We start from the raw sequence: 13836 nt of genomic DNA, 5'->3' as shown, positions 1-13836 counted from the left end.
GGTGCATAAGCTTGGGCGATCGTTCCGGTAAGCGAGAGATTCCGCTCCTCCCGTTGCGTGGGCTTCTTGTGTATCCTTCCATGGTGCTCCATCTCGATGTCGGACGGGAAAAATCCGTCCGTGCGCTGGAGCAAGCCATGGTGGACGACAACAAGATTTTGCTTGCTACGCAGGAGGAAATCCATATAGAAGAACCAGAGGCCGAACAAATATACGATGTCGGCACGGTAGCGCGCGTCAAACAGATGCTGAAGCTCCCCAACGGAACCATCCGGGTGTTGGTGGAGGGCTTGCAACGGGCCAAAATCGAAGAGTATGTCCGACAGGAAGACTTCTTTCAGGTTTCCATTACGTACCTGGAGGAAGAAACTGGTGACGAAAACGAAGTGGAGGCGCTGATGCGCGCCGTACTGAGCCACTTTGAGCAGTTCATCAAGCTTTCCAAAAAGGTATCTCCAGAGACGCTCAGCTCTGTGACGGATATTGAAGAACCGGGGCGTCTGGCGGATGTCATCGCCTCCCACCTGCCGCTGAAAATGCGCGACAAGCAGGAGATTTTGGAGACGACCAACATCCGGGACCGCCTGAACACTCTCCTCGATATCCTCAATAACGAGCGAGAGGTACTGGAGCTGGAGCGCAAAATCAGCGGCCGCGTCAAGAAACAAATGGAGCGGACGCAAAAGGAATACTACTTGCGCGAGCAAATGAAGGCGATCCAAAAAGAGCTCGGGGACCGTGACGGCAGGCAGGGCGAGGTTGACGAGCTTCGCGCCCAGCTGGATAAATCGGACGCTCCTGAGCGGATCAAGAACAAGATAGAAAAAGAGCTGGAGCGCCTGGAAAAAATGCCGTCCACCTCCGCAGAGGGATCGGTCATCCGTACGTACATCGATACGCTCTTGGCGCTACCGTGGACGAGAAAAACCGTAGACAATCTCGATATCAAGCACGCGGAAGACATTTTGAACGAGGACCACTACGGTTTGGAAAAGCCAAAGGAACGGGTATTGGAGTATTTGGCCGTGCAGAAGCTGGTCAATTCTATGCGCGGACCGATTCTTTGTCTGGTCGGCCCTCCAGGGGTCGGGAAGACCTCCCTGGCTCGTTCCATCGCCCGTGCGCTGGAGCGGGAATTCGTACGGATTTCCTTGGGAGGCGTGCGCGACGAAGCAGAAATTCGCGGCCACAGGCGCACCTATGTAGGGGCGCTGCCGGGCCGGATTATTCAAGGGATGAAACAAGCCGGCACGATCAATCCGGTGTTCCTCCTGGATGAGATCGACAAGCTCGCTTCTGATTTCCGCGGGGATCCTGCTTCCGCTCTCTTGGAAGTGCTGGACCCCAACCAAAATGACAAGTTTAGCGATCATTACATCGAAGAGACGTACGATTTGACCAATGTGATGTTCATCACGACGGCAAACAGCCTGCACACGATTCCCCGTCCGCTCTTGGACCGGATGGAGGTCATCTCCATCTCGGGCTATACCGAGCTGGAGAAGCTGAATATCATGCGCGGCTACTTGCTGCCGAAGCAGATGCAGGATCACGGTCTTGGCAAAGACAAATTGCAGGTGCAGGAGGAAGCCCTGTTAAAGATCATTCGCCAGTACACGCGTGAAGCGGGTGTGCGGAATCTGAACAGGGAGGCGGCCAACGTCTGTCGGAAGGCAGCCAAATTGATCGTCGCAGGAGAGAAGAAACGCGTGGTCGTCACGGCCAAAACGGTTGAGAGTCTGCTCGGCAAGCCTCGCTACCGCTACGGCTTGGCCGAAAAGGAAGATCAGGTCGGCTCTGTTACCGGCATTGCCTGGACGGAGGCAGGCGGCGATACGTTGAATGTCGAGGTGACGGTCTTGCCTGGAAAAGGCAAGCTTGCTTTGACTGGTCAATTGGGCGACGTCATGAAGGAGTCCGCACAAGCTGCATTCAGCTATATTCGCTCGCGGGCTGCCGAGTGGATGATTGATCCGGATTTCCACGAGAAGAACGACATTCATATCCATGTTCCGGAAGGAGCGATACCAAAAGACGGACCGTCCGCCGGAATTACGATGGCGACAGCGCTTGTGTCCGCGCTGACAGGCATTCCCGTTCGCAAGGAAGTGGGCATGACCGGCGAGATCACGCTTCGCGGCCGCGTCCTCCCGATCGGCGGGCTGAAGGAAAAAACGCTTTCGGCTCACCGCGCGGGCCTGACGACAGTCATTTTGCCGAAAGACAACGAGAAAGACATTGACGATATTCCAGAGAGCGTGCGGAATGATTTGAAATTTATTCCTGTCGAGCATCTGGATGAAGTGCTTCGCCATGCGCTTGTCAAGAAGATGGCAGGTGATCAACTATGAAAATTACCTCCGCCGAGTTCATTACCAGCGCTGTCGGCCCCAACCAATATCCGACTGACGGCCTACCCGAGATCGCTCTGGTAGGTCGCTCCAATGTCGGCAAATCTTCGCTTCTCAATAAAATGATGAATCGCAAGGGGCTTGCCAGAACCAGCCAAAAACCGGGCAAAACGCAAACGCTTAACTATTTTCAGGTGAACAAGCTGCTTTACTTTGTCGATTTTCCCGGCTACGGCTACGCCAAAGTCTCCAAGTCGATCAAAGGCCAATGGGGAAAAATGATCGAGAATTACCTCAAGCAGCGGAAGGAGCTGCGGTTTATCATCCAGCTGGTCGATATTCGCCATGCCCCGAGCAAGGACGATATCGCCATGTATGAATGGTGCAAGGAAATCGGCATTCCGACCGTTGTCGTCGCCACCAAAGGAGACAAAATTGCCCGTGGCCGATGGCTGCAGCATACCAAGGTCATTCGGCAGCATTTACACATGCGCGGCGACGATACGCTCCTGATCTTCTCGTCGGAAACAGGGCAAGGCCGGGATGAATTGTGGTCCGAGATCAAGCGGCGCCTCTACGAATACGATGAGGAAAAACGAGAGCTGGCCGCAGCTGCGAAAAGCGAAGCAAACGCCGAAGCAAATAAAGAAGTGACGGTTCCCTCCTCTGCCGGTGGGGCAGAAGGCAAGGCGCAAAAGTAAGCCAGAACGCCGGACGGGAGAGGAGGAAATGTTGTGACGAGTCACGAACGCTTTCCCATACGGGGTGTCATCGAAGGATTTTACGGAAAGCCATGGACGCATGAAGAGCGTCTGGACATGATTGATTTTTTAGGTAAGCATCATTTTAACGCGTACTTTTACGCCCCCAAGGACGATCCGTTTCTCAGGGAGAGGTGGCAGGAGCACCATCCTTCCGCTGCGCTGGCGCAAACTGACCGGCTCATCCGGGCCGCGCACAAGGCAAAGCTGTCTTTTTATTACTGCTTGAGTCCCGGATTGAACATGGAGTACGCCAACCTCGCTCATCTCGATATCCTGTTGAATAAATACCGCTTTATGTACGACAGGGGAGTCAGGCACTTCGCTCTTCAGTTCGACGATATTCCGCTGGCGCTTTTGCATGCAGCCGATATCAGGAAGTTCGATACGCTGGCGGACGCGCATGCGGCAACGGCGCTGCGGTTGTACGATCAGATGGCAAGCTGGCCGGAGCCCGTCAGATTGGTGCTTTGTCCGACGCAGTACGCCGGCATGGGGAATGAACCGTACATGATGAGACTGGGGCGGCTATTGCCGGAAGAGATCGATTTGTTTTGGACGGGGAGGTTTGTCTGCTCCCCATTCCTGACAGAAGGGGACGCTGTCCGTTTTCGAGAATACACAGGCCATCGTCCTTTGTACTGGGACAACTACCCCGTAAACGACCTAGCGATGGCAAATGAGCTTCACATCGGTCCGCTCCGCAACAGAGACGCCGGGCTGGGCATGCTTTCCGCAGGCTATGTGGCGAATGCGATGGAGCAGGTGGAGAGCTCCAAAATACCGCTGATCACGATAGCGGATTACTTGCGCGACCCGGAGGGCTACGATCCCCTGCAATCGTGGAAGCGAGCCGTGGAGGAAGTCGCGGGAGCTGATGACGCGGAGGCATTTCTCCGCTTTGCCGATAATGTTCAAAGCTCATTTTTGAACGAAACAGAGTCGCCTGTTCTCATGGAGCATTTTATGCAATTTCGCTTTCATTTCCTGTACGGAAACAGAGAGCAGGGGACGAGGGAGCTTGGGTTGTTGTTCTCCGCCATGGAGGAGACAGCCATTCATCTGCTGACGAGGATGCGGAACAGGAAGCTGTCCGCGGAGATACGTCCATGGGTGGAAAAGTATCGGCACTGGGCCAAGGTAGGCCAGACGGCAACCGTTTTGATCGAGGCCGGACTCAGTGGGCGAATGCCGCAGGCGGCCTTTCATTTGCTGCGATTGAAGCGCTGGCTGAAGCGGACGGAGAAGCTGCCGCAAAAAGTATGCGGCCAGGTGATGCCCATCTTTATCGAGGCGCTGATGCAGGAAGTAAAAAAGGCCACATAAGGAAAAAAAGGAGCGGGATTCTCGTGAGTTCGAGAGTGACCTGCTCCTTTTTTTCGTTCCCATTAACAAGCTCTGCTTTTTGTACCGCCTTACGCGGAATTTCTGTTTTCCGTCTCACTCTCCCGCCCGCTCTGCCGCAGCTTTAGCCATTGACCGATCGGAAGCTCCGCCAAAATCATTCCGAAAAAGATCAGCAAGCCGCCAAAGATTTGATGACCGGTCAGCACTTCGTTGATCCACAGATATGAAGTGAGGGCGGCAAAGACCGGCTCGAGGGCAAAGATAAGCGCCACGCGGGTCGAACTGGTCTGTTTTTGCAGCGCCGTCTGTGCGAGAAAGGCAAGCGCAGTGGCAAAGATGGAAGTGATAACAAGTCCTCTTGCGACTTCCGGGATCAACAGAATCTCGGGATCAAACGCCTTGCTCCAGTCTTCGAACAAGAAGGAGTAGCCCCAACTTAGCACGGCAACAGTCGCCAGCTGCACGATAGCGAGCGGCAAAGCAGGAAACTGAGGGGCGTATTTGCCTGTGACGACGATTTGCAGGGCAAAGCAGATTGCGCATCCAAAGACGAGAAGGTCTCCGGTATTGAAGCTGAGCGTCTGGTTCTGGGTCAATAAATACAGCCCGATCGCTGCCAGCAAGACGCCGACGACTGCCGTGGGTTTGATGCGATTGCGCAGGATCAGAAAGGCGAAAAGCGGGACAAGTACAACAGACAAGCCCGTGATAAATCCTGCTTTGGACGGTGTGGTATACAAAAGCCCCACTGTTTGCAGCGCATAGCCGAGGCAAAGCCAAAAGCCGATAACAGAGCCGGCCTTGAGCAAAGCGCCGTTCCATGCCTTCCACTGACCGCGGAAAAACAGGAGTTGAATCACGAGCAAGAAAAGGACAGCGATCGTAAAGCGAATGGCGTTGAAAGCGTTCGGCGGCAGCGCTGAGATCGCTTGTTGCACGACGAGAAACGTCGCACCCCAGACAAATGCGATCAAAAACAGGGTCACATCCGCCATCCACGGTTTCTTCAAAGGCATCTTCTCTCCTTCCATATCCACAGATAATTCGAAACGTTCAAATGATCATGCATGCATGATAAGGGATACAGGGCGGGAAAGCAAGGGGAAAACTTGATGCTTGTCTTGGCATTTCGAGATAAATGTCGGAAAATAAAGAAAATGTAGACTTGTTTTTTCGCTAGAAGAAGAGTAGAGAAGGGGGATTTTTCATGCAGCAAGCCGTACAGAAGTCGGGAAAAAGCAAGCGGTCAGAAAAGAAGGCAGGGATGATGGCTCGGCAGGTCGCGGAGCTAATGGGAAAAAGTGACGATCTGGAAGCGGTTCGGGAAGAAATCCGCCAGCTGCTCGATCAGCATTTGGGCAGCAGAGAGTACTTCGTTATCGTCGACGAAACAGGGTACGGACACATACATACGAATCGACTCAGAGAGGGCATGGTCTTTGCAGATGAGGTCGGCAAGAAAGCAGCGGTTGCAAAACAGGCACTGTCACAGCTGTATTTGCGAAATACGGGCGAGTGGCTGATCGATTCGGCTGTTCCGATCGGCACGTTTCACGGCAGGCGCTACGTCCTGAGGATGGGGTCGATTTTGCATCGACCGTTTCTCGGACCTGTCTTGTTTGGACTGAGTGCCATTCCTTCCATATGCGGCGCTTGCGTCGGGCTTGTGATGGAGGTCCCTTTGCCCGGCTTGCTTGCGTGGACTGGTGTATCGCTGTTTATCGGTATGACGGGAGGCTTCTTCATCCACAGGGCGATGCGTTCCAGTATACACCAATGGCATGATCTCGCTCGTGCCGTATCCTCGGGGGATTTGACCAAAAAGATTGAAGCGGCCTCGCGCAACGAGTTTCATCAGACGGGTCTGGAGCTGAACAAGATGGCTCTCGGTATTCAAAATATCATCCGGGAGATTGCATCTGCCGTCTTCGTGACAGAGTCGATCAGCAGAAAGCAGGCAGCCCAGGCAAAGGAATTGGCTGAAACCTTTGACGAGCTCGGCGGCATGATGGGGCAGTTTCAAACGGGAAGTCGGCAGCAGGGCGAAGCGCTCGCTTCGGCCGTAAAGCGGCTGGCCGATATGGCGGTGATGTTGAATGGGATGAAAGAAGCGCTGCATCGGGCCAAAGCGGTCAGTGACAGCGCAGCGGAGACAACGGTTAGGGGCACGGCTTCCGTGCACGAGGCTTCCCTGCAGGTAAGCCGTGCCGAGACGGGAATGGCAAAATCCGCCCAGGCGATCAGAAGGCTCACCTCAGATGTCGAGCAGATCAGTTTGCAGGTGGCGGCCATTACGAAGATCGCTCGCCAGACCAATACGCTTGCATTGAATGCCTCGATTGAAGCCGCTCGCGCCGGAGAGCACGGCCGTGGCTTTTCAGTGGTAGCTGCCGAGATACGACATTTGGCCGAAGAGACCGGCAGGTTTTCCGAAAATATCCTGTCGGTCACAGCAGCCGTTCAGGAAGACGTCAAGCATGCTGCCGATGAAGTGGCAGGACAATTGGATGAGCTGCAGTCGTCAGCCCGATATGTGCGGGAAGCGGGTGGCGCCATTCGCGATCTTCAGACGGTCGTCGACGCAAATCAGAGTATGTCAATGGAAAACGCTGAGCTGGCGGAGATGCTCGTCAGGCAATGCGAGGAGATCAGCCGCACCCTCAGCGAGGTTGAAGTGATCGCGGAGCAGTTTGCGGAAAGTGTCGAGACAGCGGCAAGCGCAGTGGCAGAGCAAACGGAGAGCGTTCATTTGCTGGCTGACGAAGCGGAAGAGCTGGCGGAAAAAACGAACACCCTGGAGCGGATAACAAAACGGTTTCGCATGTAAACCAATACGCTTGCATTCGACGAATATCGCACATTCTTTCGGCAAAGTGTCCGCCGTTAATAAACTTTTCACAATTACAACTGACCCGTTCAGGACATAATGATATAATGATAGTGCATTTATCAGAGAATTGACTGGCATGTACTACCGGGAGGACGCTATGGATATTCTTTTGCTGGGTCTTAACTACAAAACGGCACCTGTCGAAATTCGCGAGAAGTTTACTTTTAGCGACGACGGCACGTCTCGGGCTCTTTATCTCCTCTCCCAGACGAAGAGCATCGCGGAATGCGTGATTCTCGGGACTTGCAATCGTACGGAAATTTACGTGGTTTGCGATCAGCTGAACGTCGGTCGCGATTACACGCTCAGATTTTTGGCGGAATGGTTTGGTGTGAGCAAAGAATCTTTTAAGGAACACCTCTATATAAAAGGGAACGAACAAGCCATCGAGCACTTGTTCCGCGTCTCCTGCGGCATGGATTCGATGGTGGTGGGAGAAACCCAGATTCTCGGTCAGGTGCGCGACGCATTTACGCTGGCGCAGCAGCTGGAGACGACCGGGACCGTGTTCAACATGCTGTTTAAACAGGCGATCACCTTTGCGAAAAGGGCCCATACGGAAACGGCCATCGGGCAAAACGCCGTATCCGTCAGCTATGCGGCGATCGAGCTGGGGAAAAAGATTTTCGGATCGTTTTCTGGCAAGGAAGTGTTGATCGTCGGCGCGGGAAAAATGAGCGAGCTGACCGCGAAGCATCTGCATGCCAACGGTTCGGGGCACGTCCGCGTAGCCAACCGGACCTTGGAGCGGGCACAACTGCTTGCCGAGAAATTCCAAGGGGACGCCTGTACGATGGAGCAGTTGTCTTTGGCACTGCTCACAGCCGACATCGTCATCAGCTCAACGGGGGCGACGGGATACGTCATCACCAAAGAGCAGCTGCAGCCAATCATGAAGCAGCGCAAGCACCGTCCGCTGTTTATGATCGACATCGCCGTACCGCGGGACCTGGACCCGAGCTTGCACGATCTCGACAACGTATACTTGTATGACATCGACGATCTCGAAGGGATTGTGGCCAGCAACCTGGAAGAGCGCTCCCGGGAAGCGGAACGCCTGGAAGGCATGATTGCCGATGAGATCGTCGCCTTTACGACCTGGTACCAGACATTGGGCGTTTCTCCTCTGATCGCGGCTTTGCGCGAGAAAGCATTTGATATTCACAGCGAAGGCATGCGCAAGATGGAGAACAAGCTGAGCGGCCTGACCGAAAAAGAACTGTACATCATCCGCAAGACGACCAAAGGAATGATTAATCAGTTATTGCATGATCCGGTCGTTCGCCTAAAGGAGCTGGCAGCCAAGAAGGATGGCCCCGATGTGTTGGACATGTTCTCCACTATTTTTGCGCTCGAAGAGATCTTGGAGCGGGCTGAACGGGAAGCGAATTGGGAAAAAGAAAAAGCAAAGCAGACTTCCGCACGTGAACAGGTGCTCGCATCCCGCATCCCTGAGTAGATACCGATACGGAAAGAGAGGAGAGAGTACATGGCCGATGCGAGATGGATCTACGATTTGACGATCTTTCTCTACGCTGCAAGTGTTCTCTTCTATTTCAACGACTTCTTGCAAAGCAACCGGAAAGTCAATCGACTGGCTTTCGGGTTGCTTGCTGTCGTTTGGGCCTTGCAAACTGCTTTTTTTGTCTCGCAGATGGCGGCAAAAGCGTACTTCCCCGTCATTACTCTATTTGAAACGCTGTTTTTTTATTCGTGGGTGCTGGTTACGTTATCGCTAGTCATCAACTATTTTTTTCGCATCGATTTATTGGTATTTTTTACCAATGTAATCGGGTTTGTCGTGCTGGTCCTGTCCATGTTTTTGCCGGAGACGCCGCTGAACGCCGTATCCGGTCCACTGACGTCGGAGCTGCTTTTGGTTCACATCACGCTGGCGATGTTCAGCTACGGGGCTTTCTCGCTTTCCATGGTCTTTTCGGCCATGTATCTGCTGCAGCACAACATGCTCAAAGCAAAGCGTTGGACGCCGATGCTTCGCCGCCTGCCAAGTCTTGACGTGCTGGAGGCATACGCGTACCGCATGAACATGCTGGGTGTTCCGATGCTGCTGCTGGCTATTTTGCTCGGTATCATTTGGGGAAAACTGGTATTGCCCGAAAAGTTTTGGCTGGATGCCAAGGTGGTGTGGTCGCTCGTTGTTCTCGGCGTGTACTCATTCTGGCTCTATAAGCGGTACAGCGATACGTGGCAAATGCGCAGCCTGGCCCTGTTCAATCTGGCGAGCTTCGGGCTGGTGCTGATCAATTTTCTGGCAACCGATTTTTCGAAATTTCATAACTGGCTATAATCATCGAATGGCTACGTGAGGAGGCTACCATGAGAACATGGAAAGTAGGAACGCGCCGCAGCATGCTGGCGCTGACGCAGACGAACTGGGTCGTCGACCAATTGAAGCAGCTTGAGCAAAGCGCGTCATTTGAACTCCACGAAATCGTGACGAAAGGGGACCGCATTCTGGACGTCACCTTGTCCAAGGTCGGGGGAAAGGGACTCTTCGTAAAAGAGATTGAGCAATCTCTTCTGGACAAGGAGACCGATCTGGCAGTCCACAGCCTAAAGGATATGCCAGCCGAGCTGCCGGATGGTTTGGTGATCGGAGCCATACCAAAGCGCGTCGATCCCCGCGACGTTCTGCTTTCCAAAGACGGAAAGACGCTTGACGAGCTGCCGCAGGGAGCGCTGGTGGGAACAAGCAGCTTGCGCCGTTCGGCCCAGCTGCTGGCGTACCGGCCGGACATCCAGATCGAATCGCTGAGGGGCAATATTGATACCCGCATCCGCAAGCTGAACGAAGGAAATTTTGACGCCATCGTACTTGCGGCAGCCGGTTTGGAACGGGTCAAGTGGGAGGGGACGATCAGTCAGTTTTTGCCGGTGGAGATCAGCCTTCCTGCCGTCGGACAGGGCGCGCTGGCGATCGAATGCCGAGCGGATGACACGGAGACACTGGCGCTGCTCAGCAGGTTTGACGATCCGGCGACTCGGCTGGCCGTGACGGCAGAGCGCAGCTTCTTGCACCGCCTCGAGGGCGGCTGCCAGGTGCCGATCGGAGCCTACGCGACGGTTTCTGAAGCCGCGGGAGGACAGCCGCCCGCTATCACGTTGACGGGTCTGGTCGCAACACCGGATGGCAAGCGCGTGTTCAAACGGACGGCTACAGGGACCGACCCGCTCGCTTTGGGACGCGAAGTGGCTGACGCCCTGGCGGCGGAAGGAGCACAAGAGGTGTTGGAGCAAGTGAAAAAGGAGAACCAGGCATGAGTCACGCGGATGAAGGCGGGCATGTGAGGCCGCTTGCCGGCATACGCATGATGGTGACCAGATCGCGGGGGCAAGCGAAAGAGCTGATCAGTCAGCTGGAGGCGCTGGGCGGGGAGGCGTATGCATTTCCGCTTTTGAAAATGGTGCCTCCTCAAGACACCAGCCGTTTGGAAGAAGCAATATCCCGCATCGGCAGCTTTGACTGGGTCATGTTTACCAGCGTAAACGGGGTTCGCTTTTTTCTGGAACGGATGAAGCAGCTCGGCGTCGGGACCGACAAGCTGACGGGGCATCTCGCTGCGGTCGGTCCAAAGACAGCGGCAGAGCTCGCCTTGCACGGACTGAGGGCAGAGGTGATGCCCTCCGACTATGTGGCGGAGGGCATGCTCGCCAGTCTGAAAGATCGGCTCCAGCCCGGCGAGCGCGTGCTGCTGCCGCGAGCGGACATTGCCCGCAAAACATTGCCGGAAGAGTTGCGACGGATGGGCATGGATGTCACGGAAGTGGATGTGTACCAGACCGTTATCGACGGCCGGGAGGCTCCGGAAGCGGCGGAGCGCTTGCGAAACGGATTGATTGACGTTGTCGCATTTACGAGCTCTTCGACGGTTTCGTATTTTATGGAGGCGATAGCCCCTTATGGAGGAAAGCGGCTGCTGGAGGGGGTATACATTGCCTGTATCGGCCCGATCACGGCCGATACGGCCAGAGCCCGCGGCTTGAACGTAGACGTCGTCGCCCGCGAGTATACTGTCGAAGGCTTGCTGGAAGCATTGAAAGCATATTGGGGAGGGAAAGATAATGGCCATTGCATTTGATCGTCATCGCAGGCTGCGCACCAGCGCAGGTATGCGCGATCTGGTTCGCGAAAACCATGTTCGTCTGGAGGATTTGATTTACCCGCTGTTTGTGGTGGAAGGAACGAATGTAAAAGAAGAGATTCCGTCCATGCCAGGCGTGTATCACTTTTCTCTCGACAAGCTGAGCGAAGAGCTGGACGAAATCGCTTCGCTGGGGATCAAATCGCTTATGATGTTCGGCGTACCCGAGCACAAGGATGCCTGTGGTTCCGAGGCTTACAATGACAACGCGATCACGCAGCGGGCGATCCGCCAGATCAAGGAAGCGTACCCGGATATGGTCGTCATCGCCGATACGTGCCTTTGCCAGTACACCGATCACGGACATTGCGGCGTTTTGCACGAGGGAGAGATCGACAACGACGAATCGCTGAAGCTTCTGACGGCGACAGCTGTTTCACAGGCGAAGGCAGGAGCCGATATGATCGCTCCTTCCAACATGATGGACGGTTTTGTCGCTGCGATTCGCGAAGGTTTGGACGAGGCAGGCTTCGTTCATGTGCCGATCATGTCCTACTCGGTCAAATACGCGTCCAGCTTCTACGGCCCGTTCCGCGATGCAGCTCACTCCACGCCGAAATCGGGAGACCGCAAAACCTATCAGATGGATCCGGCCAATGCGCGGGAGGGGCTGCGGGAAGCTGCTTCCGACGTAGCCGAAGGAGCTGACTTTTTGATGGTCAAGCCGGGTCTCGCCTTTATGGACATGGTGCTGAGACTTCGGGAAAACTTCGATCTGCCACTCGTCGTGTACAACGTAAGCGCAGAGTACTCCATGGTGAAAGCTGCCGCTGCCAATGGCTGGATCAACGAGGAGCAGATCGTGATGGAAACGCTCTTGGGCTTTAAACGCGCCGGGGCCGATCTGATCATTACCTATCATGCCAAAGATGTGGCAAAATGGCTGGCGAGGTGAGCGGATAATGAAAATGGACAATTCGTCCCGAATGTTTGAAGAGGCCCAGCGCTACATACCGGGCGGCGTAAACAGTCCGGTGCGCGCATTTAAAAGCGTCGGCGGAAACCCTGTCTACATCGCGAAAGGCGAAGGGTCGAGGATCACTGACGTTGACGGCAACAGCTACATCGATTACATCGGCTCTTGGGGACCGTTGATTCTGGGCCACGCCCATCCCAAGGTACTGGCGGCCATTCACGATGCGGCTGGGCTGGGAACGAGCTTTGGCGCGCCGACCGAGCGGGAAACGGAAATGGCCAAGCTGGTCTGTGAAATCGTTCCGTCTGTCGAGGTCGTGCGCATGGTCAATTCCGGAACAGAGGCGACGATGAGCGCGCTGCGGCTGGCCCGCGGCTATACCAGACGGAATAAAATCATGAAGTTCGAAGGCTGCTACCACGGCCATGCTGACAGCCTGCTTATCAAGGCTGGCTCCGGAGTAGCTACGCTCGGCCTGCCTGACAGTCCGGGAGTGCCGGAAACGACGGCGGTCAACACCATCACGGTTCCGTACAACGACCTGGAAAGCGTCAAGCTGGCATTTGAAAACTTTGGCAATGACCTGGCTGCGGTGATCGTGGAACCGATCGCTGGCAACATGGGGGTTGTGCCGCCGCAACCAGGCTTTCTGGAGGCGCTTCGTGAAATTACGAAGCAACACGGCACGCTGCTGATTTTTGATGAAGTCATGACCGGATTCCGCGTCTCCCGCGGCGGTGCCCAGGAGCTGTACGGCATCACTCCGGACCTGACGACGATGGGCAAGGTGATTGGCGGCGGACTGCCGGTCGGCGCGTACGGCGGCAAACGGGAGATCATGCAGCAAATCGCACCGGCAGGACCGATCTATCAGGCAGGCACCCTGTCAGGCAACCCGCTGGCGATGGCGGCAGGACTGACGACCTTGCAGGAGCTGGGACAGCCGGGAGCGTATGAAAAATTGGAGGCGCTCTCTGCCCGTCTGGCGGAGGGGCTTGCGGAAAATGCCCGCAAACTCGGTATCCCGCATACTTTGAACCGCGTCGGCTCTATGGTCTGCCTGTTCTTTGCCGATACGCCTGTCGTTAATTACGAAACGGCAAAGACTGCCGATCTGGACAAATTCTCTGCCTACTTCCGCAATTTGTTGGAGGAAGGCGTCATGATTCCTCCGTCTCAATTCGAGGGAATGTTCGTATCCCTGGCCCATACGGAAGAAGATATCGAGCGTACCATCGATGCAAGCTACAACGCCATGAAGAGGCTGTAAAAGAAGTTCGCGTCACGGAATGCCCTGTAAAACCCCTCGTTTTTGGGGGTTGAAATCAGGTGCTTGCCCAAGTTTCTTTTCTAAAGAGATGCTTTAACAAAAAAGTGCAGTCCGTACTCCCTTGGGAGGCGGGCTGCA

General features: G+C 54.9%; 11 protein-coding genes. 10 read left to right on the top strand and 1 reads right to left on the bottom strand.

Features of this window, described 5'->3' with window-relative positions:
- The first annotated feature begins 11 nt into the window (after positions 1 to 11).
- The 3 genes from lon to Q3F21_RS17430 are packed head-to-tail and all read left to right on the top strand — an operon-like array spanning position 12 to position 4438.
- On the top strand, positions 12 to 2351 hold the full coding sequence (gene lon / locus Q3F21_RS17440) for an endopeptidase La (RefSeq protein WP_340255719.1): 2340 nt from the start codon (positions 12 to 14) through the stop codon (positions 2349 to 2351).
- The gene (gene yihA / locus Q3F21_RS17435; RefSeq protein ID WP_340255716.1) at positions 2348 to 3052 is read left to right on the top strand and encodes a ribosome biogenesis GTP-binding protein YihA/YsxC; all 705 of its coding nucleotides are present in this window, start codon (positions 2348 to 2350) and stop codon (positions 3050 to 3052) included. The genes lon and yihA overlap by 4 nt, the downstream gene beginning before the upstream one ends.
- A gap of 33 nt (positions 3053 to 3085) precedes the next feature.
- Complete coding sequence (locus Q3F21_RS17430) at positions 3086 to 4438, top strand: protein O-GlcNAcase (protein WP_340255713.1); 1353 nt, start codon at positions 3086 to 3088, stop codon at positions 4436 to 4438.
- Between the two features lie 89 nt (positions 4439 to 4527).
- On the opposite strand, the gene Q3F21_RS17425 is transcribed toward Q3F21_RS17430, so the two are convergent.
- Complete coding sequence (locus Q3F21_RS17425; RefSeq protein WP_340255710.1) at positions 4528 to 5469, bottom strand: DMT family transporter; 942 nt, start codon at positions 5467 to 5469, stop codon at positions 4528 to 4530.
- A 197-nt stretch (positions 5470 to 5666) separates the two neighbouring features.
- On the opposite strand from Q3F21_RS17425, the gene Q3F21_RS17420 reads away from it, so the two are divergent.
- From Q3F21_RS17420 to hemL, 7 genes are all read left to right on the top strand, one after another.
- Positions 5667 to 7286, top strand: coding sequence for a methyl-accepting chemotaxis protein (locus tag Q3F21_RS17420; protein WP_340255707.1), 1620 nt, complete (start codon positions 5667 to 5669; stop codon positions 7284 to 7286).
- A 160-nt stretch (positions 7287 to 7446) separates the two neighbouring features.
- Positions 7447 to 8808: a glutamyl-tRNA reductase gene (gene hemA, locus Q3F21_RS17415; protein ID WP_340255704.1), complete on the top strand. Its 1362-nt coding sequence runs from the start codon at positions 7447 to 7449 to the stop codon at positions 8806 to 8808.
- Positions 8809 to 8838: 30 nt separating this feature from the next.
- Positions 8839 to 9657: a cytochrome C assembly family protein gene (locus Q3F21_RS17410; protein WP_340255701.1), complete on the top strand. Its 819-nt coding sequence runs from the start codon at positions 8839 to 8841 to the stop codon at positions 9655 to 9657.
- Between the two features lie 29 nt (positions 9658 to 9686).
- A complete protein-coding gene (gene hemC, locus Q3F21_RS17405; protein ID WP_340255698.1) occupies positions 9687 to 10631 on the top strand; it encodes a hydroxymethylbilane synthase in 945 nt (314 codons plus the stop codon).
- Complete coding sequence (locus tag Q3F21_RS17400) at positions 10628 to 11449, top strand: uroporphyrinogen-III synthase (RefSeq protein ID WP_340255695.1); 822 nt, start codon at positions 10628 to 10630, stop codon at positions 11447 to 11449. The genes hemC and Q3F21_RS17400 overlap by 4 nt, the downstream gene beginning before the upstream one ends.
- Positions 11433 to 12407 carry a porphobilinogen synthase gene (gene hemB, locus Q3F21_RS17395; RefSeq protein ID WP_340255692.1) on the top strand — a complete coding sequence of 325 codons (975 nt, stop codon included), beginning with the start codon at positions 11433 to 11435 and terminating at the stop codon, positions 12405 to 12407. The genes Q3F21_RS17400 and hemB overlap by 17 nt, the downstream gene beginning before the upstream one ends.
- A 7-nt stretch (positions 12408 to 12414) precedes the next feature.
- Entirely contained in the window at positions 12415 to 13698 is a 1284-nt protein-coding gene (hemL, locus tag Q3F21_RS17390) for a glutamate-1-semialdehyde 2,1-aminomutase (protein ID WP_340255689.1), read from the top strand.
- The last annotated feature ends 138 nt before the right edge of the window (positions 13699 to 13836 follow it).

It is taken from the genome of Brevibacillus borstelensis (genome assembly GCF_037834415.1).
Lineage (GTDB): Bacteria > Bacillota > Bacilli > Brevibacillales > Brevibacillaceae > Brevibacillus > Brevibacillus borstelensis_A.
The sequence above is the reverse complement of the archived record's forward strand: the minus strand, read 5'-3'. Positions and strand labels throughout refer to the sequence as shown.

Excerpts from the sequence above, each read along its gene's own strand:
- yihA (WP_340255716.1), top strand. The coding sequence starts at position 2,348 with ATGAAAATTACCTCCGCCGAGTTCATTACCAGCGCTGTCGGCCCCAAC.
- Q3F21_RS17420 (WP_340255707.1), top strand. The coding sequence starts at position 5,667 with ATGCAGCAAGCCGTACAGAAGTCGGGAAAAAGCAAGCGGTCAGAAAAG.
- hemA (WP_340255704.1), top strand. The coding sequence starts at position 7,447 with ATGGATATTCTTTTGCTGGGTCTTAACTACAAAACGGCACCTGTCGAA.
- Q3F21_RS17410 (WP_340255701.1), top strand. The coding sequence starts at position 8,839 with ATGGCCGATGCGAGATGGATCTACGATTTGACGATCTTTCTCTACGCT.
- hemC (WP_340255698.1), top strand. The coding sequence starts at position 9,687 with ATGAGAACATGGAAAGTAGGAACGCGCCGCAGCATGCTGGCGCTGACG.
- Q3F21_RS17400 (WP_340255695.1), top strand. The coding sequence starts at position 10,628 with ATGAGTCACGCGGATGAAGGCGGGCATGTGAGGCCGCTTGCCGGCATA.
- hemB (WP_340255692.1), top strand. The coding sequence starts at position 11,433 with ATGGCCATTGCATTTGATCGTCATCGCAGGCTGCGCACCAGCGCAGGT.
- hemL (WP_340255689.1), top strand. The coding sequence starts at position 12,415 with ATGAAAATGGACAATTCGTCCCGAATGTTTGAAGAGGCCCAGCGCTAC.